18 protein-coding genes are annotated in these 26,130 nt (G+C 38.1%); 13 read left to right on the forward strand and 5 right to left on the reverse strand.

The window, feature by feature from the left end; translation table 11 throughout:
* The first annotated feature begins 125 nt into the window (after positions 1-125).
* From G611_RS13500 to G611_RS0101090, 4 genes are read left to right on the forward strand one after another with little or no spacing between them, the layout of a single operon-like run.
* Positions 126-881 carry a FlxA-like family protein gene (locus G611_RS13500; protein ID WP_051194995.1) on the forward strand — a complete coding sequence of 252 codons (756 nt, stop codon included), beginning with the start codon at positions 126-128 and terminating at the stop codon, positions 879-881.
* A 22-nt stretch (positions 882-903) separates the two neighbouring features.
* Positions 904-1,479, forward strand: coding sequence for a hypothetical protein (locus G611_RS0101080; RefSeq protein WP_028242028.1), 576 nt, complete (start codon positions 904-906; stop codon positions 1,477-1,479).
* A 34-nt stretch (positions 1,480-1,513) separates the two neighbouring features.
* On the forward strand, positions 1,514-2,290 hold the full coding sequence (locus G611_RS0101085; RefSeq protein WP_028242029.1) for a hypothetical protein: 777 nt from the start codon (positions 1,514-1,516) through the stop codon (positions 2,288-2,290).
* A 21-nt stretch (positions 2,291-2,311) separates the two neighbouring features.
* On the forward strand, positions 2,312-2,983 hold the full coding sequence (locus tag G611_RS0101090; RefSeq protein ID WP_028242030.1) for a hypothetical protein: 672 nt from the start codon (positions 2,312-2,314) through the stop codon (positions 2,981-2,983).
* 173 nt (positions 2,984-3,156) lie between these two features.
* On the opposite strand, the gene G611_RS0101095 is transcribed toward G611_RS0101090, so the two are convergent.
* Positions 3,157-4,371 (reverse strand): PDDEXK nuclease domain-containing protein, encoded by a 1,215-nt coding sequence (locus G611_RS0101095; protein WP_028242031.1) that lies wholly within the window; start codon positions 4,369-4,371, stop codon positions 3,157-3,159.
* 867 nt (positions 4,372-5,238) lie between these two features.
* On the opposite strand from G611_RS0101095, the gene G611_RS0101105 reads away from it, so the two are divergent.
* The 6 genes from G611_RS0101105 (at position 5,239) to G611_RS15050 (ending at position 14,221) form a co-directional block, all read left to right on the forward strand.
* Positions 5,239-5,838: a hypothetical protein gene (locus G611_RS0101105; RefSeq protein ID WP_028242033.1), complete on the forward strand. Its 600-nt coding sequence runs from the start codon at positions 5,239-5,241 to the stop codon at positions 5,836-5,838.
* Positions 5,831-6,412: a signal peptidase I gene (gene lepB / locus G611_RS0101110; protein ID WP_051194996.1), complete on the forward strand. Its 582-nt coding sequence runs from the start codon at positions 5,831-5,833 to the stop codon at positions 6,410-6,412. Before G611_RS0101105 ends, lepB begins: the two co-directional genes overlap by 8 nt.
* Positions 6,409-6,729: a hypothetical protein gene (locus G611_RS0101115; protein ID WP_028242035.1), complete on the forward strand. Its 321-nt coding sequence runs from the start codon at positions 6,409-6,411 to the stop codon at positions 6,727-6,729. Before lepB ends, G611_RS0101115 begins: the two co-directional genes overlap by 4 nt.
* On the forward strand, positions 6,726-8,003 hold the full coding sequence (locus G611_RS0101120; RefSeq protein WP_028242036.1) for a hypothetical protein: 1,278 nt from the start codon (positions 6,726-6,728) through the stop codon (positions 8,001-8,003). The genes G611_RS0101115 and G611_RS0101120 overlap by 4 nt, the downstream gene beginning before the upstream one ends.
* Before the next feature lie 3 nt (positions 8,004-8,006).
* On the forward strand, positions 8,007-9,215 hold the full coding sequence (gene srtB, locus G611_RS15045) for a class B sortase (protein WP_051194997.1): 1,209 nt from the start codon (positions 8,007-8,009) through the stop codon (positions 9,213-9,215).
* Positions 9,216-9,523: 308 nt separating this feature from the next.
* Positions 9,524-14,221, forward strand: a complete 4,698-nt coding sequence (locus tag G611_RS15050; protein ID WP_051194998.1) for a hypothetical protein — start codon at positions 9,524-9,526, stop codon at positions 14,219-14,221.
* A 66-nt stretch (positions 14,222-14,287) separates the two neighbouring features.
* On the opposite strand, the gene G611_RS0101140 is transcribed toward G611_RS15050, so the two are convergent.
* Positions 14,288-14,875, reverse strand: coding sequence for an NADH peroxidase (locus G611_RS0101140; protein ID WP_028242037.1), 588 nt, complete (start codon positions 14,873-14,875; stop codon positions 14,288-14,290).
* A gap of 52 nt (positions 14,876-14,927) precedes the next feature.
* Positions 14,928-15,317: a Fur family transcriptional regulator gene (locus G611_RS0101145; protein ID WP_036947663.1), complete on the reverse strand. Its 390-nt coding sequence runs from the start codon at positions 15,315-15,317 to the stop codon at positions 14,928-14,930.
* A gap of 286 nt (positions 15,318-15,603) precedes the next feature.
* Here G611_RS0101145 and G611_RS15055 point away from each other — a divergent pair, with 286 nt between their 5' ends.
* The 3 genes from G611_RS15055 to G611_RS0101160 are packed head-to-tail and all read left to right on the forward strand — an operon-like array spanning position 15,604 to position 24,483.
* Positions 15,604-18,942 (forward strand): carbohydrate binding domain-containing protein, encoded by a 3,339-nt coding sequence (locus tag G611_RS15055; protein ID WP_051194999.1) that lies wholly within the window; start codon positions 15,604-15,606, stop codon positions 18,940-18,942.
* Between the two features lie 30 nt (positions 18,943-18,972).
* Entirely contained in the window at positions 18,973-21,780 is a 2,808-nt protein-coding gene (locus tag G611_RS0101155) for a glycoside hydrolase family 3 protein (RefSeq protein WP_028242039.1), read from the forward strand.
* A gap of 12 nt (positions 21,781-21,792) precedes the next feature.
* A complete protein-coding gene (locus tag G611_RS0101160) occupies positions 21,793-24,483 on the forward strand; it encodes a GH36-type glycosyl hydrolase domain-containing protein (protein WP_028242040.1) in 2,691 nt (896 codons plus the stop codon).
* Here the strand turns inward: G611_RS0101160 and G611_RS0101165 are convergent.
* Both G611_RS0101165 and G611_RS0101170 read right to left on the reverse strand, forming a co-directional pair.
* Positions 24,475-25,272: a helix-turn-helix domain-containing protein gene (locus G611_RS0101165; protein ID WP_036947665.1), complete on the reverse strand. Its 798-nt coding sequence runs from the start codon at positions 25,270-25,272 to the stop codon at positions 24,475-24,477. The two genes, G611_RS0101160 and G611_RS0101165, sit on opposite strands and share 9 nt — an antisense overlap.
* Before the next feature lie 33 nt (positions 25,273-25,305).
* Complete coding sequence (locus G611_RS0101170) at positions 25,306-26,106, reverse strand: hypothetical protein (protein ID WP_028242042.1); 801 nt, start codon at positions 26,104-26,106, stop codon at positions 25,306-25,308.
* Between the last annotated feature and the right edge of the window lie 24 nt (positions 26,107-26,130).

The raw sequence follows: 26,130 nt of genomic DNA on the forward strand, positions 1-26,130 counted from the left end.
TAGATGCAGTCCACATCAAATGGGTTTAGATTGAAAAATTCATAGTCGATAGCGATTATAGAAAGCTATAAGTATCAGTTTTTATAAGAAAAGGATTTCGAATCTATACCAAGGAGGGTTAACGTATGGGGACAGTTTCTATGAATATCAATATGAATAGTATAAGTGAACTACATAAATCCAGAACAACATTTCAGATAAACCAGAATCAACAGATGGATTCATATAGTAAAAGCCTTCAAGAGCAGATAAATAATGCCAATGAACAGCTTCAATCTCTTGGCGATGATAAAGAAATGTCCATAGATGAAAAAATGAAAAAACGTCAAGAAATTCAAAAGCAAATAACTGATTTGCAAAATCAATTACGCCAACATCAAATTGAACAGAAGAAAGAAAACAGACAGAGCAAAGGTTCGTCTATGGAGGATATGCTTGGAGGCAAACAAACAGCTAAATCATCTAAAGCAGCAAAAGGAATTTCTACAGCTAGTATGAAAGCTCTTATATCAGCAGATAGTGCTATAAATCAAGTTGAAGCAGGTGGCGCTGTTAAGGCCAATCTGAAAGGCGAAGCAGGCATTCTTGAAACAGAAATCAAACTAGATTCTGCCAGAGGCAAAGATGTAGAAAAGAAACAGGAACAACTTGTTGATATTGAATCTAGAAATAGGGATGTAGAATCAGCTCAGCTGGAAGTATTAAATCGAGCAGATAAAGAATTAGATAAGGCTGCTGAAAATAATAATGATGAAATTGCAGATAAATCAACTAATTCAAATAAAGAACAGCCTGAAGCTACTGTAGACAACTCAATTCCAGAGGGAGTTGAGATTAATCCAGATAACCCTGTTGGTAATAATATTGATGAGTTGTTGTAAATCATTCTAGGAGGATTTGCCTATGAATATAAAGTTACAGGGCATAGATTTATTAGGTAATCTTGGATTAAAAAGTACGCAAGATAGATTAAATAGACAAGCAGAGAGGGACAATAAAATAGCATTCTTTGAGCAGCAAAAAGAAAATCTGAAAAATATGAAAGCGGACACAATTGATGAAATCGCCAAAAAGCTTGCTATGTTTCATGGATATGAGGATCAGATTGCGGCAGCAAAAATGGAATACAACAATGCTCAAATGTTTCATGTATTTGATGAGGCTCAGGAACTCGCAGAAAAGATTGCTGAGGCTGCTGAAAAGAATGAACCTAAGACTCCTGAAGAGCGTCGTGAAGATATGATTGAAGAAGCAACTGGCGTTGAGAATGACGGATTGCTTGACGAATTAATGGATAATCTTACAGATGCAGTTGAAGAAGTTACTGAGGAAATGGTTGAAGACTTACAGCAATCATCAGAAGAGATACTATCCGAGGATGAGTTGAATCAGATGATGCTGACTGAAGAAGAGTTAGAAAAACTTGAACAGGAAAAGAGGATTCCTGTGAATTATATACCATTTGATTATCGTATTTAAAAGGATTGGGTTATAGACAAGGAGGTCGATTATTATGGCAAGGATTAGCGACTATGTATCAAATCACAAGTATTTCGACGAGAACTACAACGTGAACAATCAAAACTATTCAAATGATTTCTTAGATGGGTTAAGTGCATCAGCACCTAAAGTTTCCAGTGGATCATTTAGTCTATCCGACTATTCACTCATCAAAAGTGGAACTTACGGAAAGCTAATGAAGGCTTATTATGCACAGGACAAAGCCCAGAAAGCCAATGCCGGAAAAGACTCTTCGGCTAAGTTAACAGCAATGGCTGAAGCAGCAAGTGCTTTATCCAAATCTTCTGAAAGGCTCATGAGTGCATCCTTATGGGAACAAAAAACAATTACAGAAAAAGATGAATTAACAGGAGAAGAAAAAGCTAAATCAGATTATAACTGGTCGGATATTGAGAAGGCTTTAAATGCATTTATTGAAGACTATAACAGTACTGTTGAAGCTGCAGGTAATTCCAACACTAAAAGCGTTTTACGAAATGGTGCGTGGATGACAAAAACAACTTCCGCACATCAGAAAACTCTTAACAAAGTAGGAATATATATTGGAAAGGGAAATAAGCTTTCGTTAGATGTGGACCAGTTAAAAAAGGCTGATATAGGAGCCCTTAAATCGCTATTCACTGGCCATAATTCATATGCTTCGCAGTTAATGAATAAGGGAAATTCAATTGCGAATGCTGCTGGTGTAAGAAGCTCTTATAACAAACAAGGACGCTATTCTAATTCTCTAAATGACTTAGTAAAAAGTAAGTATGACTTCAAAGAATAGTTTTGTATGGAGGTATTTATTATGGGTATAGATATAAATGGAATTTCGAATGTAACACCTACAGCTTTAACTTCAAATGAACCTAGTAATATTGAGAATACAGAAACACCAGTAAGAATAAACAGTATAAATAAAAAATCGAATGATGAAGGGGTTACATACGAAAAGGGTGATAAAACTGAAACGGGTTCATACAAAATCAATAAGATGAGCAAAGAGGACCGCGCTGCCCTAGTACAACAATTAAAGGATAATATGGAAAAGCAGAAGCAGCAGATGCTTGAATTAGTTAATAAGACTATTTCAGGACAAGTTGGAACATTTGGAAAAGCAAATGATGACAGCTTTTGGCGAATGTTAGCTGGCGGCAATTTCAAAGTTGATGCTGCCACAAAGGCCAAAGCTCAGGCTGATATTGGAGAAGATGGTTATTGGGGCGTAAAACAAACGTCACAGAGACTTTTTGATTTTGCTAGCGCATTAGCTGGTGATGATGTAGAAAAAATGCATGAAATGCAAAAGGCAATGCATAAAGGATTTGGTTTAGCAGGTAAGTCTTGGGGAAGAAAACTACCTTCTATTTGCCAACAAACCATGGATGCTGCGGATTCGCTCTTTGATAATTATTTTAAGGCGAAGGAAAGCGAATCTAAGGAAGTGATTAATGAGAATACAGTATATGTCAGCAAGTAAACTGATAATAAAATAACAACGGTTTGTTCAGTATCAAAGCTGCACAAACCGTTGTTTTATGTTAGGCAAACATCAATTGATTTCAAAAATACATAATTACAAGTAATTAATTCTGTCGTACATTTCTTTCCAGTTATCGGGGAGTCATTTTTGGTATTGTATTTCTATGTTAATCATTTATCCTTTTGTTGCCTCTGCTTATATTCTTCTTCAGCTATTTCTATCTGCTGCTGTATTTGTTCAGTTGTAGGCAAGTGTTCCTGTATCTCTTTAATTTTGACATTCTCATATGTAGCAACACCCATTGGAGTAGTTATACCTTGAAATGCTAATTGTACCTCAGTTTTATCCATATCTTTACAGATTAAAAGGCCAATTGTAGGATTATCACTATCTTTTCGTATAAATTCATTCACCGCATTTACGTAAAAGTTCAATTTGCCTGCATGTTCTGGGTCAAAAGAAGTAACTTTTAATTCTATAACTACATAACAACGTAGGTATATATGATAGAAAAGCAAATCAATTTTTCGTGTTTTCCCGGCTATAATTATTTCTTTTTGCCTTCCTATGAAGGCCCAGCCTTCTCCAAGTTCCAGCAGGAAACGTGTCATGCGTGCTTCTATAACATTTTCTAAATCAGTTTCATCATAGCCCTCTGGTAATGTAACAAAACCTAAATCATAATTGCTTTTAAGAATCTCCTGAGCGATTTTTCCTTGAGCATCAGGAAGCTTCTCTGAGAAATTTGTAAGAGCCGCACCTGAAGTATGAAATAAATCTGCTCTAATGCAATCATCCAGCGCCGATCGGCTAAGACCACGCTCTATAGTTCGTTTTATGTAGAATAAAGCTTCATCTACATCCTTACATTTAGTTATGATTTCGATGTGATGTCCCCAAGGAACAAAACTAAAAACAGTTGGAAACTCAATTTCTGCAACAGCCTGTTGCAGTTTTGCAGATGAACAGGTCTCGTGTATTTCTGCAGCAACTTGTTGCAGTTTTTGATTATTATCAAGAATTGAATCTAACTGTCTGATTGTAGATTCAAAAGAATCATTTGTGGAATAGAAAGTGTACCATTTTTTCATATTCCATAAGTTGCGGGCAGAAAAACCTTTTACATTTGGAAACTCTGCTTGCAAATCTAAACTGATTTGCTCAACGATACCTGTGCCCCACTTTTCCTCAGCTTTTCTTATAACTAAATCTCTGCCAAGCTGCCAATTAAAGAGTAATTGCTCTGAATTTACTTTAACAGCAGCTTTAACCTGAGAGTTACGATATCGTTGTTTAAGATCAATTATCCATTCTGTATAATCTTTATCAAGAGTAAGATCATGTGATTTCACAACCCTTGGTTTATTCATATTGTTATCGGTCATTAAAAATGCCTCCTAAATTCTTATAGCATAAATTTTATATCAGGCCTTAGCCATTGGCAAATAGATTATTTTTCATATTTTCATGAGCTTCATATGAATATAAAAAAGGGCAACCAAAAGGGCAACGAGACTTCCGACATGCTTTTCCTCCTTGATTTTATAGTATTTGTGAACCCTGTTTAAGGTTCAAGTCCCGCAGCCGGCATAATAATTTTTAATGATTAGAGCTTGAGAATGTTGAATTCTCAAGCTTTTTTCTTTTTTTAATTTTACAGAGTAGAAAAATTGGGACAACCTAGGATTATTTTATGTATTTAAAAGGTCTCTAATTTATCTCAATGAAGAGTTTTGATCTATTTTCTAGGAATTTATTTTTGAGGTATGCATCCCATTTGGCAAAAAAGGTCATTTGGGATGCATGATTTTTATGAAAATTAGTGTATTGTAAGCGAATCTTTGCTGAAGCCTTAAGTGAAATATTAATTTGTAGGAGATATGCAACAACATAGCGTATCGGCGGCGTAGTTACGCCACAGTATAAAAATTTAATCATCCCATATCCTGTTTTTTAAGATAGGGATGCATAGCTCAAAAAATGCAATCATCCCATATTCAAATTATATTAGATAGGGATGTATTAACGAACATTTAGTGTAGGAATTCTCAAAAAATTGTGAATATTCTAAAACTTCACATATTTTTAACCGATAGTCCATAAAATGAAGTTAACCCGTTGTTTTAAAGGGAAAGTGGTAAATGTTTATGGGTGATTTAATTAAAAATGTAATAGTGATTTTAGAGCTCATAGGGCTGGCAAATTAGTCGGCTCTATGGGCTTTTCGATTTTTTTAGGGGAAGGAGGGCAATATGAGGTCAAAAATAGCACTTTTAGTTATTGTTTTTGCTATCGAAAAAACTTGTACATTGTCCTTAGCTGCTGGGGTGGAAGGAAATTTAGAACAGGATGATTTAGGTGGAATAATTGACCAGGAAGAAATTGTGGATGAGACAGAAACAACTCCGAATCCTATAGATGAAAATACTTTAGACACAAATACAAATCTACCTATAGAAAACACGATTAATGAAACCAATACAAAAACACAGCCTGAGCTTGAAAGAGAAGCGCAGACTCCATCAGATAATAAATCATCAACAGAATTGAACGTAGATGATAAGTTACAAAATGAAGAAGATTTGCTGCAAGAAAAGGAATTAAAGGAATTAGCGAATGCTAATGATGTCACCGACAAGACAGATGGCGCTGATGATATAGACGCTATAGATGAAGAAGAGACAGACGAAGAGTTGGCAGAAGAAGAAACCAATGAAGAGCTGGAGGAAGAGTTGAAGGACACTGTTCCTACAGGAATAGAAGTAGTAGTGGTGCCGTTTGTTATTCTTATTATTTTATGCATAGGACTTGCCTTTGTTTTTCATAATAAACAGGTAGAGGAAGATGAATAAGAGTGTTGCATATCAAACAGACAAAGTTAATAAAGTGCCTGAGCCAACTCTTAAGACTATTAGAAGGATAAGAGCTCGTATTAGAAACATTCATGAGGTGAAAATATTTTTGGCTCGATTATTAGTGCTGATAGGCTTCATCGTATTGGTTTTTTATGGTTTGTTTGGGGTATATGCAGTTTCAAATGATGAAATGACACCAAGAATTAGCCCTGGAGATTTGCTGTTGATATTCAGGCCAGGAAACATATTCATTGCTGACGACATTATAATCTACCAGGTTGAAGGAGAAAAACACGTAGGGCGTGTTGTGGCAAAGGAAGGGGATTCAGTAGAGATAAAGCCCGATGGCGGATTATATATAAATGATAATTATAAAATAGAGAAGGAAATCTATTCTAAGACGTATTCGTACGAGGATTGTGTGGAATATCCAGTGAAGTTAGAGGAAGGACAATATTTCGTATTAGGAGATAATAGAGAAAATGCCTTAGATAGCAGATATTATGGGCCAGTTTCCGGTAACCAGATAGTTGGAAAGGCGATTTCTCTCATAAGGAGGGGAAAGCTATGAAGGTAGAAAATAACATTCCTACCACAATGGAAGATATATCCGACATCCTAAAAGACATGAAGTTCAAGCATGTGCTTGTAGGTGGAGTGGATGATGCAGATGTGTGGAAGCAAATTGAAAAATTAGATGAAGCGTACAGGACGATACTGGCCTTTCAACAGGATGAATGCAATCGGCAGTGTGCCATACTTGAACAGAAAAACACGATTTTGACTAGTAAACTAATCCGACTTGGAAAAAATTATAACTGGGCATACAAACAATTGGAAAAATTAAAGGAAGAATTAGAACAGATGAAAGGAGGCGAGAAATCATGAAGGTCTCGAAGCTCATAATTTCAATGATATTAACCTGCGGACTGGTAGTAGGACTTATTACTATAGGTGTGTTGGTTAAGCCTATAAAGGTTGAGGCAGAGGATGCATCTACCATAACAGATAACAGTTTCTCGGCTACTGGTGAAACATTTAATGCAATCAATATTCCTGCCAAATTAGAGGTTAACAATATTACAAAACCAGAAAATGGTGAAAGCGCTCACATTCCTGCTTTTGATGCATATATTGTGGCTAAACCACTGACTGATGCAAGTGATCGATATCATCCTTATGATTTTGCAACGGGCGATTTCCCAGGAGGTGGAAAATGGATTAGTGGTAATTTTAAATTGACGGATTCATCAGACAAATTTGATTCGGATAAAATATATGAATTTAATTCTGCATCCTTTGGATATTATGATAGCTGGTTTAATGGGAAAACTGGAATGTACCGATATCAGATATTCCTTTACGATGACACTGACAATTCCTTTGGTGGAATGTTTACATTACCAGATATGACTCAGGATTCTAACAAGATTTTCCTGGATTTTTATGTGGATAATGGGGCAGTTAATGGCGTTGTTCTTGTAGATAAAGATAATAATAAATTGGTTAGCAATAATACCAGTCTTGATAGTACCATAACATCTACTAGTACAAAGCCAACTATCGGAGCGGGTACTACCATTAAATACAACGTCGCCGATGTGACTATATCTAACTCTATAATAGATAGGAATGGAAGAAACTCACCATTCCATTATACGGCAACCTTTGAAAATAATTTGGTTGGCGGAGCAACAGCCTTTGATACTATTAATTTTTCAAATGGAACTGCCACATATAAATATGAAAACAACACAAGGCAATATGCGATAGATGAAAAGTATGGTGATTTTGATTGCACTATTTTGAACTGTCCTGTAGGGCTTAACCTTACAGTAACACAGATTAGTCCTCCTGATGCAGCAGGAAAATTGCTTGTGTACGTAGCGCCTAAGCTAAAGATTGAAGTTGGTGGTTATAATAAATCAACCTGGGATGCAAATGAGGCCAGTGCACAGGGATATGAACATGCTTCAAGTCAGGTGATTACCGTAGCTGCTACAGATTCCAACACAACAAATAAAGTGAGCTTTATAAACGTTGCAGTGGTAGATTTACCACCAACAGGAATCAACCTCACAGTCTTACCATTCATCATATTGATGGGACTTGCTCTTTTATTGTTAGCTATTTTCAGCAATAGAAAATACAAAGAAGTGTAGCCTATGAGTAGCGTAGCAAAGGAAATCGAAAAAGATGATAGGGCTGGGTATGTAATCCCAGGTAAAATGGCTAGGGGCGCAAATGCTGCCCTTAGCCTTATTGCGTTCTTTATTGTTATAGTGATTTTTGTCTACTCTATTTATTCTCTTTTGTATACATACCAGATATACAACGATTCTTATTTGGATTCTGAGATAATTGATTTGCATCCCACATTTTCTGGGGGCGATACTGATAACAGACTAACCTTTAGGGAGCTTTTAGCAATAAATGAAGATACTACTTCCTGGATTACAATTGATGGAACTAAAATAGATTACCCTGTCATGCAGGGAGAAGACGATTATGAATATGTAAATAAGAATGTTTACGGAGATTTTGAACTTTCAGGCTCAATCTTTCTTTCTGCCAGAAACGCCAAGGATTATAGCGACCCATACAATCTGTTATTTGGCCATCACATTTATAACGGTGGAATGTTTGGGGACGTTATGAAATATAAGGATGCAGATTTTTTCAAAAATAATACTTCGGGAATACTTTATCTGCCTGATGCTACCTATTCTATTAAGCTATACGCTTGTGTTGAATGCAGCGCATATGATGAAAATATATTTTACGCTGCAAAAGAGATGGAAGAGATGGGGGACTTTCAAAAATGGGTAAGGGAAAATGCAACCAATTATAGAGATATTGGTATTACTGCAGATGATAAGATAATCGCTTTAACAACCTGCGAGAATGCAACGACAGATGGCAGGTGTGCTGTTGTTGGAAGATTAGACAGGATTGCGATGGTGGAACAAGGCTTTGAGGAAGATATAGATGAAAGCAATAAAGATAATGTAGAAGAATCTGTCAAAACAGATAGGGATGAGATATCATGGAAATATTTTTTTAGGAAACCAGATAATTATTACTATCTAATCATTATATTTGTTTTTCTTTTATCCCTACTTACAATCGGGCTGATGCAAAAGGATGAGGCCTTGAATTTTGATATAACCGACGAGGATAAGCAGGCAGCAGAGGATAAAGCAGCGAAAAAGAGAAGGAAAATGCACAGGATTTTGTGTACAGTCAGCATAGTTGTGGGAGCAGGCTGTGTATATTTGGGACAAAGTATTTATGAAGAGGTATGCGCTATAGTATCTATTTCAACGATATCATTTCTTGGATTAGCGGAGTATATAAGACAAAAGAAAAGCTAGCAACTACACAAAATTTCAATAATTAAATCATAGATTAGTCACAAAGTAACGTTACAAACATGATATGATATTAAAAATGCAAGCCATTTATAACGTAACGCGAAAAGGAGATGCGTCTATGGTTAGAATTCCCCCAACTCGAATTACAAAAATAACTGGCGGTACACAGGGGGAATTTGGGATTTTTTTAATAGCAATAAATAAGCTCAGATGTGTAACTTTGGATTAGTCAAAGTTGAACATTTGAGCTTTTTTATTTATATAGATTTAGAGGTTTAAAAGGGTATAAAAAATCAGGGGTATTAATTATGAAGGGTGAGACAATTTTTTTAAAAAACAATTTAGTAAAGAGAACATTGGCGCTTGCTATAACATCTTCAATGTCATTAACAATGTGTTTCAATCCTGCCATTGCATATGCTGAAGAAATTACTACAGATGGCGCATCAGCTATTACTTCAATTACTGCAATTGATGATAACGTAGCTGTTCAGTACATGGAACTTGGTTCAAAGGAAGAAGATATTATTTTCCCAGATTCCTTTACTGCTACAGTTGAAACAACTAAAGAAGTCATCATAGAAGAGCAGGTGCCAGTAGAAGAAGAAACAGTTGAAGAAGAGCCAGTTGAAGCTACAGAAACTGAACCAGCTGAAATGCCTGAAGAAGAGCCAGCTACTGAACCAACAGAAGATTTGGAAATTCCTGCACCAGAGGTTGTAGAAGAACTAATAGAAGAACCAACAGAAGCACCAACAGAGCCATCTACTCCAGCTGAGACTGAACCTACATCAGAAGAAACACCAGTAGAAACACCAGTAGAAGCACCAGTTGAAACACCAGTGGAGATTCCAGCAGAAACTCCAGTAACAGAAGCACCAGCAACAGATGTTCCAGCGGATCCTGTAGCATTTATTATAGATAAAATATTCCCAGCAATGGTTGTAAAAGCTGCTGAGGAAACAATTATAGAAGAACCAGAAGAGCCTGTTATGCAGACTGTACAGCGCATAGAGACAATCACATCAACTTCAGAGATTACACTTACAGGTGTGACCTGGACAATCGATGCTTTAAATAGCACTAATCCTACATTTGATTCTAGTATTGAGGGCGCAAGCTATGTGTATGTAGCAAACATTCCTACTTCCTATATAATATCTGCACCTGTTCCAACAATTAAAGTTATCATTGGAACAAATGGTACATCTGCAAGCTTTAGACAGAGCGTAGTTGTTGACGGTGTTGTAATTACAGTTAAGGCAGATGAAGGAGTATTTCCTGAGGGAGCACTTCTCACAGCAAGAGCAGCAACAGCTGAGGAGACAGAAGTCGCAGAGGTAGCTGTAGAGGCAGAGCGTGAGTCAGCAAACGTTGCTTCTTCTTATACATTTGATATTAAGGTACTTAATTCAGATGGTGTGGAAATTCAGCCAGACACAACTAAAGGAACAGTTAAGGTAGAGTTTGCCATGGAGGAAGCAAGGGCTGAGTACCTTGAGGCAGATATCTATCATATTAGTGATGCAAATCCAGCTGCACCAGTAGCTGAGAAGCTTGAAACTGAAAATACAGATAATATTGTAGAAGCTGAGACAACAGGCTTTTCATTCTATACAGTAGAATTCACATACAACGGTTTGCAGTATGTAATGAAGGGCGGAACTATTGTTTTACTTTCTGAAATTCTTGATTACATAGGAATAGAAGGAAATGTAGTATCAGCAGAAAGCTCTGATGAAAGTTTATTCTACGCAAAAAGATTTGTTAAACAGGAAGAAAACCAGGGCGCAGGTATTGGTGGCTTCGTAGAAAGTGAAGCAGGGGACTGGTACATAGTTTCACTTAAGGCATTTACCTCGGAAGAATCATTAGTTGTAACTATGGATAATGGCACAAGTTTTGATATTGTAGTTACAGATGACCCAGGCCTTGTAGGTGCACACAGTGATACTAATAGTAAAGGTGATGTATTCCTTGGTGGTAATTATATTGAAGTAGGTGTTGCAAAGACTGGTTCCTTTGGTACAGCAGGTGAACCATCTGCAGAAAATAAAAGCAAGTTCCATCCAATAGAAAGAACTACCCTTGGTCTTAGTGTAGATGGTGACGGCTTTGAAAATGGAAATACATCTACTACAGGTGATTTCTTCTTACCAGGTAACCCTGCAGAGCAATATATTTTAGGTTATAAGATTGATGGAAAAGCAGTAAGTAATAACAATGCTGAAAGATGTGATGGTTCGTGGGAATCTCCAAAGGTAGCTCCAACAACTGTTGATAAATCCAATGTTGCAGCAGGATTGCTTAAATCTGTTACAACAGGTACAACTAAAGATGGTGTTGATATGGAAATGACTATATCATTCAATGAGAATGATATGTTTTTTATCACAGATGTAGTAATTACAAATAATACAGGAAAAGATATTACTGATGTTAGATGGGTTAGAGCATTTGACCCTGACCAGGATGCAGATCTTAATGGTAGATATGACACATATAATAAGGTGATTAGTAATCCAAACAGCAAAATAGCTTATACTCCAGATCAATGTGCAATGGTAGTTGCAAAAGGTGGTGAAACACAGGAAGGCTTCTTCTTTGCAGCATTTGATGAGCGCGCAAGAGCAGCAATTATTAATGATCTTGCAGTAAGTAGTGCTTACGATGAATCATTATGGATGGATTCTGACAGTATCCCAACAGTACCAGTGGAAGCTTCATACTCAGGTATTGATGGATTTAACAAGCGTGACACAGGTATCGCCATTACATTTGCCTGCGGCACTCTTAAGGCAGGAGAGTCAACAACTTTATCATATTACTCAAGTCTTGATCCTGACGTAAGCAGAACATTCTCACAGCTTTCAGGAAAGGTTAACTATGCAAAGGAAGTAATCGAAGGCTTTGAACCAGATACAACTTACGATGTAACTATCGAGGGTGATGAGACAAGCACAGTTTACAAGGTTAAGGCAAATAGCGAAGGCCAAATTAAGTTCGAAGGAAAAGATACATCTGATAAAGAATATAGCTTATTAGGAAAGACTGTGCACATTTCTTTGACTGAAGAAGATGTAACCAGCACAACGGATATAGATGTTAATGACAGACCTACACCAACAGAAATTGATTCTACAGGTACTCTTGATGATGGTGATGCATCAAAGCCAGAGGAAGTAGGTAAGGATTTGATCGTTACTACAGATGATTCTATTACAATCACTGCTGGTACAAACGGCCAGGAATACGGTATAGCAGGTGAAGATAGTAATGTAGATGAATGGATTGGCTTGAACGAAAACCAGAGCCACACATTTGATGGCTTGGACGCAGGCGATTACACTTTGAAGACTCGTGTTAAGGCTACAAACAAAGCCCCAGCATCATTGCCTTCAAAGGGAATTACTGTTACATTGAAGCCTACAGCTACAGTAAAGCCTCATGAAAATACAGTTGTAGATTATGACGGCGCAGCAAAGGAAACAGCAGTTGAGTCAGATGATGATGGTGTAAAGATTACATATAGTACAAGCCCTGATATGCCATACTCTGCTACAGAGCCAAAATTCACAGATGCCGGAACATACACAGTATATTACAAGGCTATAAAGGATGGCTGCAGAACTACCTATGGTTCTTATACAGTTACTATAAATAAGCAGAAGAGAAACTATGTTGAGCTTGAGCAAAATTATAATATCCCAGCTGAGTCTACAAAAGAAGGCGTAATTGATATTCCTGAGCTTTGCAAGGATCCTGAATTAATTAGGTATGAAGCTTTAGGTGATATAAAGAACTATATTAATGATGTAAAAATTATTGATGGAAAGGTTGCATACGATATTTCAGAGAGTAAGTCAGGTACTACAGGTGTATTGCGCTTATACGTGCAGGGCAAAAATGATGAACCATATTGGATAGCAATTCCTATTACAACAAAGGCTGCACCAGCACCATCATTTGTTAACTTCACAACAGAAGAAACAACAAAAACAACAAAAGCAGCAGCTTTAGAGCTTTTGGAAGTTGATACACAGACAGAGGAAAGAGAGCTTGAGCTTCCTAATGCCGTACAGAAGCTTGTTACAGGTGATTTAGAGTCAGAAAAAATAGAGGAAACAATTGATAAAGGAAATATCATTGATCGCGGAGATATCTGGGGTGAAATGACAGATGATTCTAAGCGTAAGCTTTTAGATAAGCTTAATGAAACAGGTGGCGAAATTGTTAAGTTGGCAGATGAAGCCATGTTAAGTGGTGAGACATCAGAAACTGATGCAGAAGATAATGAAAAGGTTCCTGTAAAGGAAAAACCAATAGCACTTGTTATGGGTGAAGGTGCTATAGTTGTCAAATTGGAGACACCTGTAGATTCAAGAAATACTGCAGGTCTTGCAGATGCAAAGGCAGTTGCAAAATCTATCCTTACAGAGGAACAGTATGCAATGGTTGCATCAGGAAGCATTCTTGAAATTAAGGTTGAGGTTATTCCTCTTGATGATGAGACAATCCCTGAATTTGACAAGCAGGTTATCACTGATGGTGTAGCAGCGCTTGTAGAAGAAAAGCCAAATCTTGCAATGGCAGATTATATAGATATCAGTATGTTTATGAGAATAGATGATAGCGATTGGAATCAGATTACTGATACAGACCCTATTGATATTATTGTAGATATTCCAGAAAACTATAAGGGCTTATCGGATACATATTACATCATGCGTGCACACGAAGGTGTAAGCACATTACTTGAAGATTTGGATGATGACGATGATACTATCACAATTTCAACAGGTCAGTTCTCTACCTATGCATTGATGTTTGATGATGTTAGTGAAGTGCCAGTAGCTGTAAATGTTAATCTTACAGTTCCAGAAAAGTGCCAGTTATGTCATCTGTGCCCTACATTATTTGGTATTTGTTATTTCGTATGGATTATAATCCTCACAATTGCAGCAGCTAGCATTATGCTGTATGTGACACTCAGAAAAAAGAATTAATTCCCTTTTAATCCCCATAATAATTGCCCTCCCAGAAGGGAGGGCAGTTCTTTATGACTTTTTATTTTACTTAAAGTAACGGTTTAAAAGACCTTCAAGGGCCTTGCCATGTCTTGCTTCGTCACGAGCCATCTCATGAACTGTATCATGGATTGCATCAAGGTTGTTCTTCTTAGCGCAAGCAGCAAGGTCGAACTTACCTGCTGTAGCACCGTATTCGCAATCAACACGCCATGCAAGATTCTTCTTTGTAGAATCTGTCATGTTAACTTCAAGCTCTGAGCCTAAAAGCTCTGCAAACTTAGCAGCGTGCTCAGCCTCTTCAAAAGCGGCCTTCTCCCAATATAAGCCAATTTCAGGATAGCCCTCTCTGTGAGCTACACGTGCCATGCAAAGGTACATACCAACCTCTGAGCACTCGCCAGTAAAGTTAGACTTTAACTGATCTAATATATATTTCTTATCTTCATCTGTGATATCTGGATTGTTCTTAACTGTCTTTGCATAGATGCCAAATTCATGCTCTGCAGCAAGCTTAAGTTCGCCCTCTACCTCTTTGAATTTGTCAGCGTCTGCGTGACATACAGGACATTCTTCTGGAGGATTGTCCCCCTCATAAACGTAACCACATACTGAACATACATACTTTGCCATAACTAGACTCCTTTCATTGTGTAAAATATAATAATCATTACTGATTTCACTATTAATTATTATCCTGCTCTAAAATACAGTCTTTGCACACGCCAGTGAATAGCAAGCTTGCCATTTCAACTGTGCCAAGACCCGCAGAAGAAGCAGAAAGAATCTGGTCAACACTAGGTGTAACCTCCAAATCCATTACCCTGTGACAGCATCTACAATAGTAGTGACTATGAGCTGATGTATCTGCATCATAATGCTCTGTTCCGTCACCAGTGGAAATCTTTCTAACCTCCCCTAAATCAACGAGAAGAGTGAGATTTCTGTAGACTGTGCCCAGGCTGATTTTAGGGTAATTCTCCTTAACATGCTGATATATAACATCGGCCGTAGGATGCTCCTGGGTTGACATTAAATATTCTTTTATTGATTCACGTTGCCTACTATAATTCATATAACACCGCCAATCCGAAAAATTAATAGTGACTATATTTATAATAGCAGAGATGAATGAAAAGTCAATAGTAAAATAGTAATCATTACTGATTTACCCAAAAAGCTTTATGAAAAGATTAGCTACTTTACTATAGAATAATGAAGAACAGATTAAACGTCAGTCCGAAAGGGCTGGCGTTTTTTTATTGAATGATTTTGATAAAAAAAGTTCATTTTCGATATAAAACTAGTATTAAATTTTTTATCATAACCATATCATTTCTAAAATGAAAGGAGAATGTGTAATGAAATTGGGACGCGGAAAGTGCGTACTGGCTTTGGGGATGGCCAGTATGATGGCTGCTACAGCTTTTCCTGTGCAAGCCAAAGAGACCAGTGCGGATGGTCTTGAGGATAAGTATTCAGATGAAGGCTACAGCCTGGTATGGAACGATGAATTTGATGGGGATAGCTTGAATTTAAAGGACTGGAATGTTGAAAAGCATGAGCCAGGCTGGGTTAATTCGGAGCTTCAAAGATATACAGGTATAGATGAAGGAAACATCGAGGTAAAAAATGGCAAGATGGTCATCAAGCCTCATGTGGAAGAAAAAGAAACTGAAGGGGAAGAGAAAACTGCAGAAGAAAAGATTACAAATGTAAGCTTTGATTTCACAGTAGGGGATGATAAAAAAACATCTGATACAATTGCTCTTCAGGTTAATTTTGGAAAGATAGATGATTCGGAAGCTGGAAATGCAAAGGCTACAGTAAAGCTTTCAAATGTATCTTTAATCGATACAACAGAGGATAAGGAGCTTGTAAGAAACGGAAGCTTTTCAAACGGAGATGATTGGTACTGCGGTATCACATCGCCAGCTGCAGGCTCATATAAATACGAAGATGGCAAGGCAGTTCTTACCATAGATAATTCGGGAGATGCTAACTGGAATTACCAGTTGCAGCAAAACGGTCTTAAGCTTGAAAGTGGTCATTCATATAAGTTTTCCATGGATGCATCAGCAAGCGCAGACAGAATGGTAGAAATCAGTTTGCTTGATCCTGATAACGGCTACAACTGGTATGCCGGAACAAAATCTACTATCGAAAAAACTGAAATGGCCGGCCAGTCAGGAAGCAATGGAAAAAGAGAAATAACATCAGGCCGTATTACAACACAGGGCTTACATGATTTCACCTATGGTAGATTCGAAGCCAGAGCAAAGGTGCCTGAGGGTAAGGGATATCTTCCAGCATTCTGGCTGATGGCTACAGACGAAGGTCTTTACGGACAGTGGCCTAAGTGTGGCGAGATAGACATCATGGAGGTTATGGGACAGGACGTTTCAAAGTCATATCACACCATTCACTATGGCTACAGTGCAGGAAATGGTCATAAGGAAAATCAGGGAAGCAAGGTACTTTCAGATGGAAGCTTTGCTGATGAATATCATACCTACAGAGTAGACTGGGAGCCAGGACTTATCACATGGTATGTAGATGATGAAAAGGTGTTTAGCACAAACGATTGGTACACAGGAAGTGATGACAACAGTCAGGTTACATATCCAGCACCATTCGACCAGGATTTTTACATCATACTAAATCTTGCTGTTGGTGGAAGCTGGGTTGGCTATCCAGATGACAGTGTTTATGAGCACATGAATGATGATTCCTTTGCAGTGGATTACGTAAGAGTTTATCAGAAATCTGCAGAAGAATATGAAAAGGAAGAATCAAAGGTAAAGCGTCCTGAAAAGGAGCCAGTAAAGTTTAGAGAAGCAGATGAAGATGGTAACTACGTTATCAACGGAGACTTCAGCAAGGACATTGCATTTGAAGGTGCTGAGAATGCTGATGATAATAATTGGAAGCTTCATTTGGAAAGCGATGCTAAGGGAACTGATTATAAGGTAGATGATAACAAAATTAAAATTAACCCATCTGCAGTAGGTTCACAGCCACACAGTGTGCAGCTTAAACAGCAGAACATCCCAATGTATAAGGGGTGGGAATATGAGCTGACATTTGATGCAGTGGCAGATGAAGATAGAGATATCATTATAGATGTTGAAGGTCCAGACAGAGGCTGGATGAGATATTTGAAGGACACATCAGTGCCGGTTACAACTGAAAAGCAGTCTTACAAATATACATTTACAATGGATGAAAAAACTGATCCAAACGGATCACTTGAATTTAATTTAGGTAAACAGGATTCGACAGCAGCAGTTACAATTTCGAATGTAAAGCTTGTTCACAAATCAGGAGATGAAGTTGTTGAGGACGATGCGAAGACAATTCGTCCAGATGGTAACTATATTTACAATGGAGGGTTTGATCAAGGTGAAAATCGACTGGGCTATTGGGATTGCAATAATAAAAAGGCAGTTTCTGTTACTAATAAGAAAAACTTACGAGTACTTAAAGTGGTAGCGCCTGAGGGTACATCGAAGGCTAATCCTGTTGTTGTTTCACAGAAAGAGCTTTCACCACTTAATGCTGGTCAGTACGAAATCAGCTTCAATGGATACGCTAATGTAAAGGATGGTCTTACTGTTAATGTTGCAGATAAGACTTTTACCCCAGAGCTTTCAGATAAGAATGCAAGCTACGCTCATAAGTTTGTGTTAGATAAGAATGTTGAGCGTAAGGATTCAAATGTTGAATTTGTATTTACGAAGCCAGGTGAGTATTACATTGATAATGCATTTTTGGCTGAGGCAGCATTGCTTAAGAATGGTTCATTTAATGCTGGACTTGCTGGGTTTAATCCTTACATCTACGATTCAGTAAAGGCAAACTATGTCATCGACAACATGAATGGAAATGATAATGCTTTTGCAATTACAATAGATGACACAGTTGCAGATACAGATGACAACTGCTGGTACATTCAGCTAAACCAGGATGGAATCAAGCTTGAAAAGGGCAAGAAATATAGAGTTTCATTTAAGGCTAAGTCTTCTATTGATAGAATAATCAAATATTCACTTCAGGAGTTTGAAGGCAATTGGACGAACTACAGTGGTACAGGCTCTGTTGAAATTGGAAATGAGTGGAAGACATTTACTCATGATTTTGTAATGGAAAGTGAGACGGACCCTAACACAAGATTCAACATCACAATGGGTTCTGTTGATGGTATCAGAATTACAGATAAGCATGACATCTACATTGATGATATCAGCTTAATCGAGCTTACTGATGAACAGCAGCCAAAGGCTGAGCCAGCTAAGTCACAGCCATCACAGTCGCAACCATCACAGTCACAGCCATCACAGTCACAGCCAGCTCCAAAAAAGATAGCTAATAATAATACACCATTAGCAGGAAATGTGGCTGTTGTAAATAATAATACAAAGACAGATAATACTGTTAACGAGAAGCATCAGGCTAAAGCTGATTCAACAAAAAATCAGACTAAGTTCACAGAAGAAATAACAACAGAAGTAGAAGAGACAAAAGAATCAGAAAAAGAGGAGTCAGTAGATTCCAACAAGGCCTCAGAAGAAAAGATAGAAAAGATAGAAGAGCCAGAACCAGCTAAAGTAGCTGATAAGAAGGAGCAGGTAGGCTTCTTTGGTGCAATAATCAATTTCTTCAAGGCAATCATTGAATTCTTTAAATCGCTTTTCTCGTAATTCTTAGAAAAGAGAGGAACAAAGAGCATTATGGCAAACAAGATTTTCGATATTACAGAGTTTGCTAAGGTAGCAAGACAGGCAGTTGCAGAAGGCGTTGTATTACTCAAAAACGATGCCAAGGTATTACCACTTAAGGAAGGCACAAGGGTTGCAATCTTTGGAAGAAGTCAGTTTAACTACTACAAGAGTGGAACTGGTTCTGGTGGAATGGTAAACACAAGATATGTGGTTGGAGTTTATGAAGCCATAGAACAGGATGGCACCCTGGAAATTAATAGCAACTTAAGAAATACCTACGAAGACTGGGTAAAGGATAACCCATTTGATGCAGGTGCTGGTTGGGCTGCAGAGCCTTGGTTCCAAAAGGAAATGCCAGTAACAAAGGAATTGGCACTTGAAGCAAGAGAAGATTCAGATGTTGCTATTGTTCTGATTGGACGTACAGCAGGTGAAGATCAGGATAATAGCAACGCTAAGGGTAGCTATTTACTTACAGATGATGAACAGCAGATGCTTGAGAACGTAACAAAGGCATTTGAGAAAACCATCGTATTGTTAAACGTTGGAAATATTATCGATATGAAGTGGGTGGATAAATACAATCCATCTGCAGTAGCTTATATCTGGCAGGGTGGCCAGGAGGGCGGAAACGGTGTTTTAGATGTACTAAAGGGCGCAGTTTCACCTTCGGGAAGATTGACAGATACAATCGCATACAACATAGAGGACTACCCATCTACAAATAATTTTGGTGATAGCAAGCGTAATATCCAGCAGGAGGATATTTATGTAGGCTATAGATATTTTGAAACCTTTGCAAAGGACAAGGTTATGTATCCATTTGGATATGGCTTGTCTTATACATCCTTTGACATTTTTTCTAACGGATTTATTGTTGATGATGGCCAGGTAAAGGTTTCAGTTACAGTAACAAACATTGGCGACTACAAGGGCAAGCAGGTGGTTCAGGCTTATGTATCAAAACCCCAAGGTAAGCTTGGAAAACCAGCTCTTGAGCTTGTAGGCTTTGCCAAAACAAAAGAGCTTAAGGCTGACGAAAGCGAAATAGTTGATATCGTATTTACGAATTATCAGATGGCAAGCTTCGACGATAGCGGAGTAACCGGCCATAAGAACGCATACGTATTAGAGGAAGGCACCTATGTCTTTTATGTAGGTGAAAACATAAGAAATCTTACAAGAATCGGTACATATAATGTGGGAAGAACTAAGGTGGTAGAGCAGTTGACAGAAGCTCTTGCGCCACAGATTGATTTCACACGTATTAAGCCAGAGGCTTGTGAGGACGGCTTTAGCATTTCATACGAGGATGTGCCAAAGGCCACTGTGGATGCTACTGATATTAGAAAAGCTAATATTAAGGCACCTATAGCTAAAACAGATTCAGACTTTAAGCTTGTTGATGTTTTAGATAACAACTGCACATTGGATGAATTTATAGGACAGCTTAGCGAAGAGGAGCTTTGCGCCATTGTCAGAGGAGAGGGCATGAGCTCTCCTAAGGTAACACCAGGCTGTGGTGGAGCTTTTGCAGGCGTTACAGATTCCCTTGTTGCAAAAGGAATTCCTACATGCTGTTGTACAGATGGACCTTCTGGTATCAGAATGGATTCCGGCAAGAAGGCATTTGCTATGCCTAACGGCACATTGCTTGCATGTATGTGGAATTTGGATTTAACAGAAAAGCTCTATAATTACGAGGGCTTAGAGCTTAGAAAGAATAAGATTGATGTTTTGCTTGGACCTGGTATGAACCTTCACAGAAATCCTCTTAATGGACGTAACTTTGAGTATTTCAGTGAGGACCCATTTGTTACAGGAAAGAATGCGGCAGCTCAGCTTAAGGGCATGCATAAGATGGGTGTGACAGGAACAATCAAGCATTTTGCCATGAATACACAGGAGGCATATCGCCACACTGTAGAACATGTAGCCAGTGAGCGTGCCATCAGAGAGCTATATCTTAAGGGCTTTGAAATAGCTGTTAAGGAAGCAGGGGCAACTGCTGTAATGACAACATACGGTTCAATAAATGGCTATTACACATCTTCAAGCTACGATTTGGTTACAAGAATTCTTAGAAACGAATGGGGCTTCGAAGGTATTGTAATGACTGACTGGTGGGCAAAAGGTGGAAAAGCTGAGTGTGGCGATTCTACTGATATGGCAGCCATCGTTAGAGCACAAAATGATTTATACATGGTTACACAAAGTGCGAAAGATAACACAAACAAGGATAATCTTGTGGATGCACTTTCAGATGGAAGCTTAGATATAAGTGAGCTTCAAACTTGTGCTAAAAACATCTGTCAGTTTGTATTACACACACCTACATTTGCAAGATTCATTGAAAGAAACAATGAATTAGATATAGACCTTGCAAATGAGGCAGAGGATGATGAGACAGAATTTGACAATATTATAGATTGCAGAATCGATGAAAGCGGTAGTGCACATATTTCTACTGATTTGATTGAGACTGCAAGAAACAGCAGTAACACAGTTTCTGTTTCCTTCAAGGAAAGAGGAGATTACAAGCTTTCAATGCGTGTGCGCTCTAATGCCACAAGCGATTTGGCGCAGATACCACTTAGTATCTTCAGAGATAAGGAGCTTGTAAAGATGGTTACTTTAACAGGTGCTGACAAGGATTGGCAGAATGTTGAAGTTGTATTTGAAAACTGCGCTATGACATTCTTTATGAGATTATATTTCGCTCAGGATGGAATGGAAATAGATGATATAACCATTTCTTTGGCAAAGTCAAAGGAAGAAGAATTTAGATTAATGTTTGCCAGAATGGGTGAGCAGTAAGGAGTACTTGAGTTGATAGAGTTTATTGATAAAAATGGAAGCTTCAGGGTTCAAAAGGCCGAAGATACAAGTTATTTATATTTTCCAATTGCTGGAGAGAAGGGACTAAAAGCATCTGTTGCACCAAATCTTGCTGGAGATGCAATGGTGGACCAGGAAACATTTTTGTTAGAACCTGTCAGCGTGGAAAACTTACATAATAACAAAAACGGAAGAAATTTCTGGGTTTATATGGATAATGGTAAGGTCTGGTCGGCAGTGGGAAATTCTGCAGATCAGGAAAGTAAAAAGTTTACATTGGCCCAGGATGAAAGCTCTGTAACAGCTGGATTTATGTGGCACAAGGTTAACCGCTACAGCAATGAATACAAGATTAGCTCAGAAATCACATCCTTCATCCCAGTGGATGCAAATGTGGAAATAATGTCGGTTCGAATCAAAAACGAAGGTGACGAGCCAAAGACAATCACAAATATTGCAGCGGTTCCTATCTACGGCAGATCAGCAGATAATCTTAGGGACCACCGAAATGTAACATCTATGCTGCACCGCATCAAAACAGTAGAGGATGGAGTACTGGTTACACCTACAATGTCCTTTGATGAAAAGGGACATAGAATGAATCACAAGACTTATTACGTAGTAGGCGTTAGTGATTGTGGAAACAAGCCAGAGGGATTTTTCCCAACTGTGGAAAGCTATATTGGGGAAGGCGGAAGCTTTGCAAAGCCTAGAAGCGTTTATCGTCAGGAAAGCGGTGTGACAGCAGGATTTTCTGTAGCTGGTATGGAGGCTGTTGGTGGCCTTAGATTCCCAGAGGTTTCCCTTGGCGCTGGAGAAAGTATCGCATATACGATAATCCTTGGCGTCACAGAGGACGAGTCAGAAATAGATGGTATTGTAAAAAGATTCAATACATCTGAGGCCGTTTCAAAGGAGCTTGAGGCTACAAAGAAATACTGGCTTGATAAAGTAAATGTCAGCTTTAAAACAGGCGACAAAGCCTTTGATGAATATATGCGCTGGATTGCATTCCAGCCATTCCTTAGAAGAGTTTATGGCTGCTCCTTCCTTCCATATCACGATTATGGAAGAGGTGGCAGAGGCTGGAGAGATTTGTGGCAGGATTGCCTTTCACTTCTTTTTATGGAGCCAGCAAATGTGCGCCAGATGATAGTGGCAAATTTTGGTGGTGTGCGAATGGATGGAAGTAACGCCACAATAATAGGCGACGGCCTTGGCAACTTTATTGCTGATAGAAATGGTATTGCCAGAGTTTGGATGGATCATGCCTATTGGCCACTTAAGACATTGCTTTTATACATTAATCAGTCAGGTGATTACGATATTTTAAAGGAACAGGTTCCATACTTTAAGGATTCCATCGTTCATCGTGGAGCCATTGTTGATAAAAAATACGAAAACAAAGAAAACAAGCAGCTTACAGCTGATAAAGAGGTGTACTTAGGTTCAATTATCGAGCATTTATTGGTGCAAAACTTAGCAGCATTCTACGAGGTAGGGGAGCATGGCGTGCTTAGACTTCGCGGTGCTGATTGGAACGATGCCCTTGATATGGCAGAGGCAAATGGTGAATCTTGTGCATTCTCTTACGCCTATGTTGGAAACCTAAAGGAATTAGCAAAGCTTATTTCAGATTATGCTAAGGAACAGGGAATAGATACTATATCAATCGCTGAAGAACTTGTGACACTTGTTAATTCGTATATACGAAGCGATAAGACTATCCCAGCTAAGAAAGAAATTCTGGAAAACTATCTGAAGCTTGTGGATGGAAACATCTCTGGAAAGCAGAGCATCATTACTGTCACAAGCCTGGTTGATACTATAAATGAAATGGCTGAGGACTTTGCTGCCCAGCTAAATGCAAATGAATGGATTGACGGCAAGGACGGCGAGGGCTGGTTTAACAGCTATTATGATAACAGTAAAGAAAAAGTAGAATTCTTTGATGAAATAGATGAAAAAACTAGAATGATGCTTACAGGTCAGGTGTTTGCAATCATGGGTAATGTGGCAGACGATGCCCGTATCCAAAAGATTGTAAGGGCTGCTGATAGATATTTATACAGAGGTGAAATTGGTGGTTACAGATTAAACACTGATTTTGGTGAAGTAAAATCTGATCTTGGTAGAATGTTTGGATTTGCATACGGTGAAAAGGAGAATGGAGCAGTATTTTCTCACATGTCTGTAATGTATGCAAACGCATTGTATCAAAGAGGCTTCGCTAAAGCAGGCTACAAATCCCTTAAATCACTTTTTGATGCATCAATGAATTTCAAGGTAAGCCGAATTTATCCTGGCATACCTGAATATTTTGCAGCAGACGGAAGAGGCAAATACCCATATCTTACAGGGGCAGCTTCATGGTATCTACTTACACTGATAACAGAGGTGTTTGGTGTTAGAGGAAACAGAGGAAATCTGGAAATCGCACCAGCCCTTTTGAAGGAACAGTTTGATGACAATAATACTGCAGCAATTGAACTTAATTTTGCAGATAAGAGATTTGAAATCATCATAGAAAATCCTGAAAGAAAGGATTTTGGTTCATATAAAATAAAGGCAGCTCAGTTAAATGGTAACGAGCTACCTGTTAATCAATCACAGCTAATAATTAATCGAGATGTTATTGAGAGGCTTGAAAATAACAATAAGATTCTCGTGTTATTAGGATAAATTTTCTTCATTCTGGGACCCATCGGTATAAGACATTATATCGTTTGCGGTCCCCTTCCATTGTGTACCGTAGTATTTCTCACGGTACTTTTTTGGTGTCAGACCAGTTTCTTTTAAAAACAGCTGGCTGAAATGACTCTGGGAAGTAAATGAATAATAGTTTGCAATGTCTGCAAGACTATAATCGCTAAATCTAAGCAGATTCTTAGATGCCTCAAGCTTGGCACTTCTAATATAATCACTAGTGGAAACGCCCAATTCTTCTTTGAAAAGTCTGGAAATGTAGCTGGCTGAGTTGCTGGTGTATTCAGCCAAATCCTTTACAGTGATTCTTTCTTTAAGATGAGAATAGATAAAGTTCATGCATTCTGTCATAGGACGGGACAATCCTGCATTCTGGCGGATTACACGCATTTTTTCAGTGTAATCCAGTACCATCTTGTCATGAATCTTTTCCATATCTGTTATTGAATTAATATTATCAAGCTCTTGGATGTAATGGTCGCTAAGGCGATAGGATTTTTCCATCTCCATACCGTTATCAACACAAAGACGAGAGATGATGGCTACGGAAACGACAAAATGATATTTAAGATTTTGAACAGGATCCTTAGAAAGGGTTCCAACACCTGCTTGGTTGAGAAACTCATGATTTTGGCAGTTGTTTTTGATGGCCTCTACATCCCCCTTTGCTACCTGTTGATAAAATAAAAATTCTGTATTTTGATGACGATGTACAACGTCCTTATCTTCGTCTGTTAAATTGATTTTTGTGTCTAGTGATTGCATTGTTTGCCTCTTTTTGAAATTTTGATTTAGTGTTTAGGCATTAAGTCTATCGTATATACGAAGGTCATAATGCTTGTTGTACATATCATCCAAGCTATCTATTTCGATGGAATTACTGATTAGTATTTTATCAAATGAATAGTTGAAATGATTGCTGAGGAAATCCTTGTAGCTCATGTAAGCGAAGGTCTCCATAATAGAGGCATTGGCCTTGTATATGTTATCAATAGCAATTATATCACGGTTTGTAAGATAAACCCTGTTATTTATTGAATAAAAGCGCACTGATATTATTGGATTGTCAGTGGTGCTGCTAGGGTGGAAGGTGGCAGCGATTTTGATGGCACCTTCAGTTCCACCAGAAATAACGCAGCTGCCTAACTCTTCGTTAGTGCTAGGCTGAGTTTTAACGTCGAATGTATTGTAGTCATCAAAGGATTTGATGACGTGAGTGGCGGTAGTGTCAGTTGCTGGGGAATCAGCTACAAAAGCCTCCATAGCACTGACAATCTTTTGAAGCTCACTGAATAGAGCCATATTGCCAATGGTGATGGCAGTATGTTTTGCGTAATCAGTAAGGTCGATGAAGTTGTATTCTTTATCAGGTTCAAAGTTAGATGGCTTAACAGCCTCTAAGCTGGAATCTACAAAGTTAAAATCTGGATTTTTATTTTTTTCGAATAAAAGAGCCTTGGAAAACTCCTTAAAATCACACTTTTTAAGGTTAATGGACATAATATCCCTGTCAGGGATGTTGGTGTCATCACTGTCAGTTTTAGCCACATTAATGTGATAATTCAAATGTGAGCTGAATAAAAAATCAGTTCTATACATTATTTAATCCTCCACTTATACCTA

Source organism: Pseudobutyrivibrio ruminis AD2017 (assembly GCF_000424305.1).
In the GTDB taxonomy this organism is placed as follows: Bacteria; Bacillota; Clostridia; order Lachnospirales; family Lachnospiraceae; genus Pseudobutyrivibrio; species Pseudobutyrivibrio ruminis_B.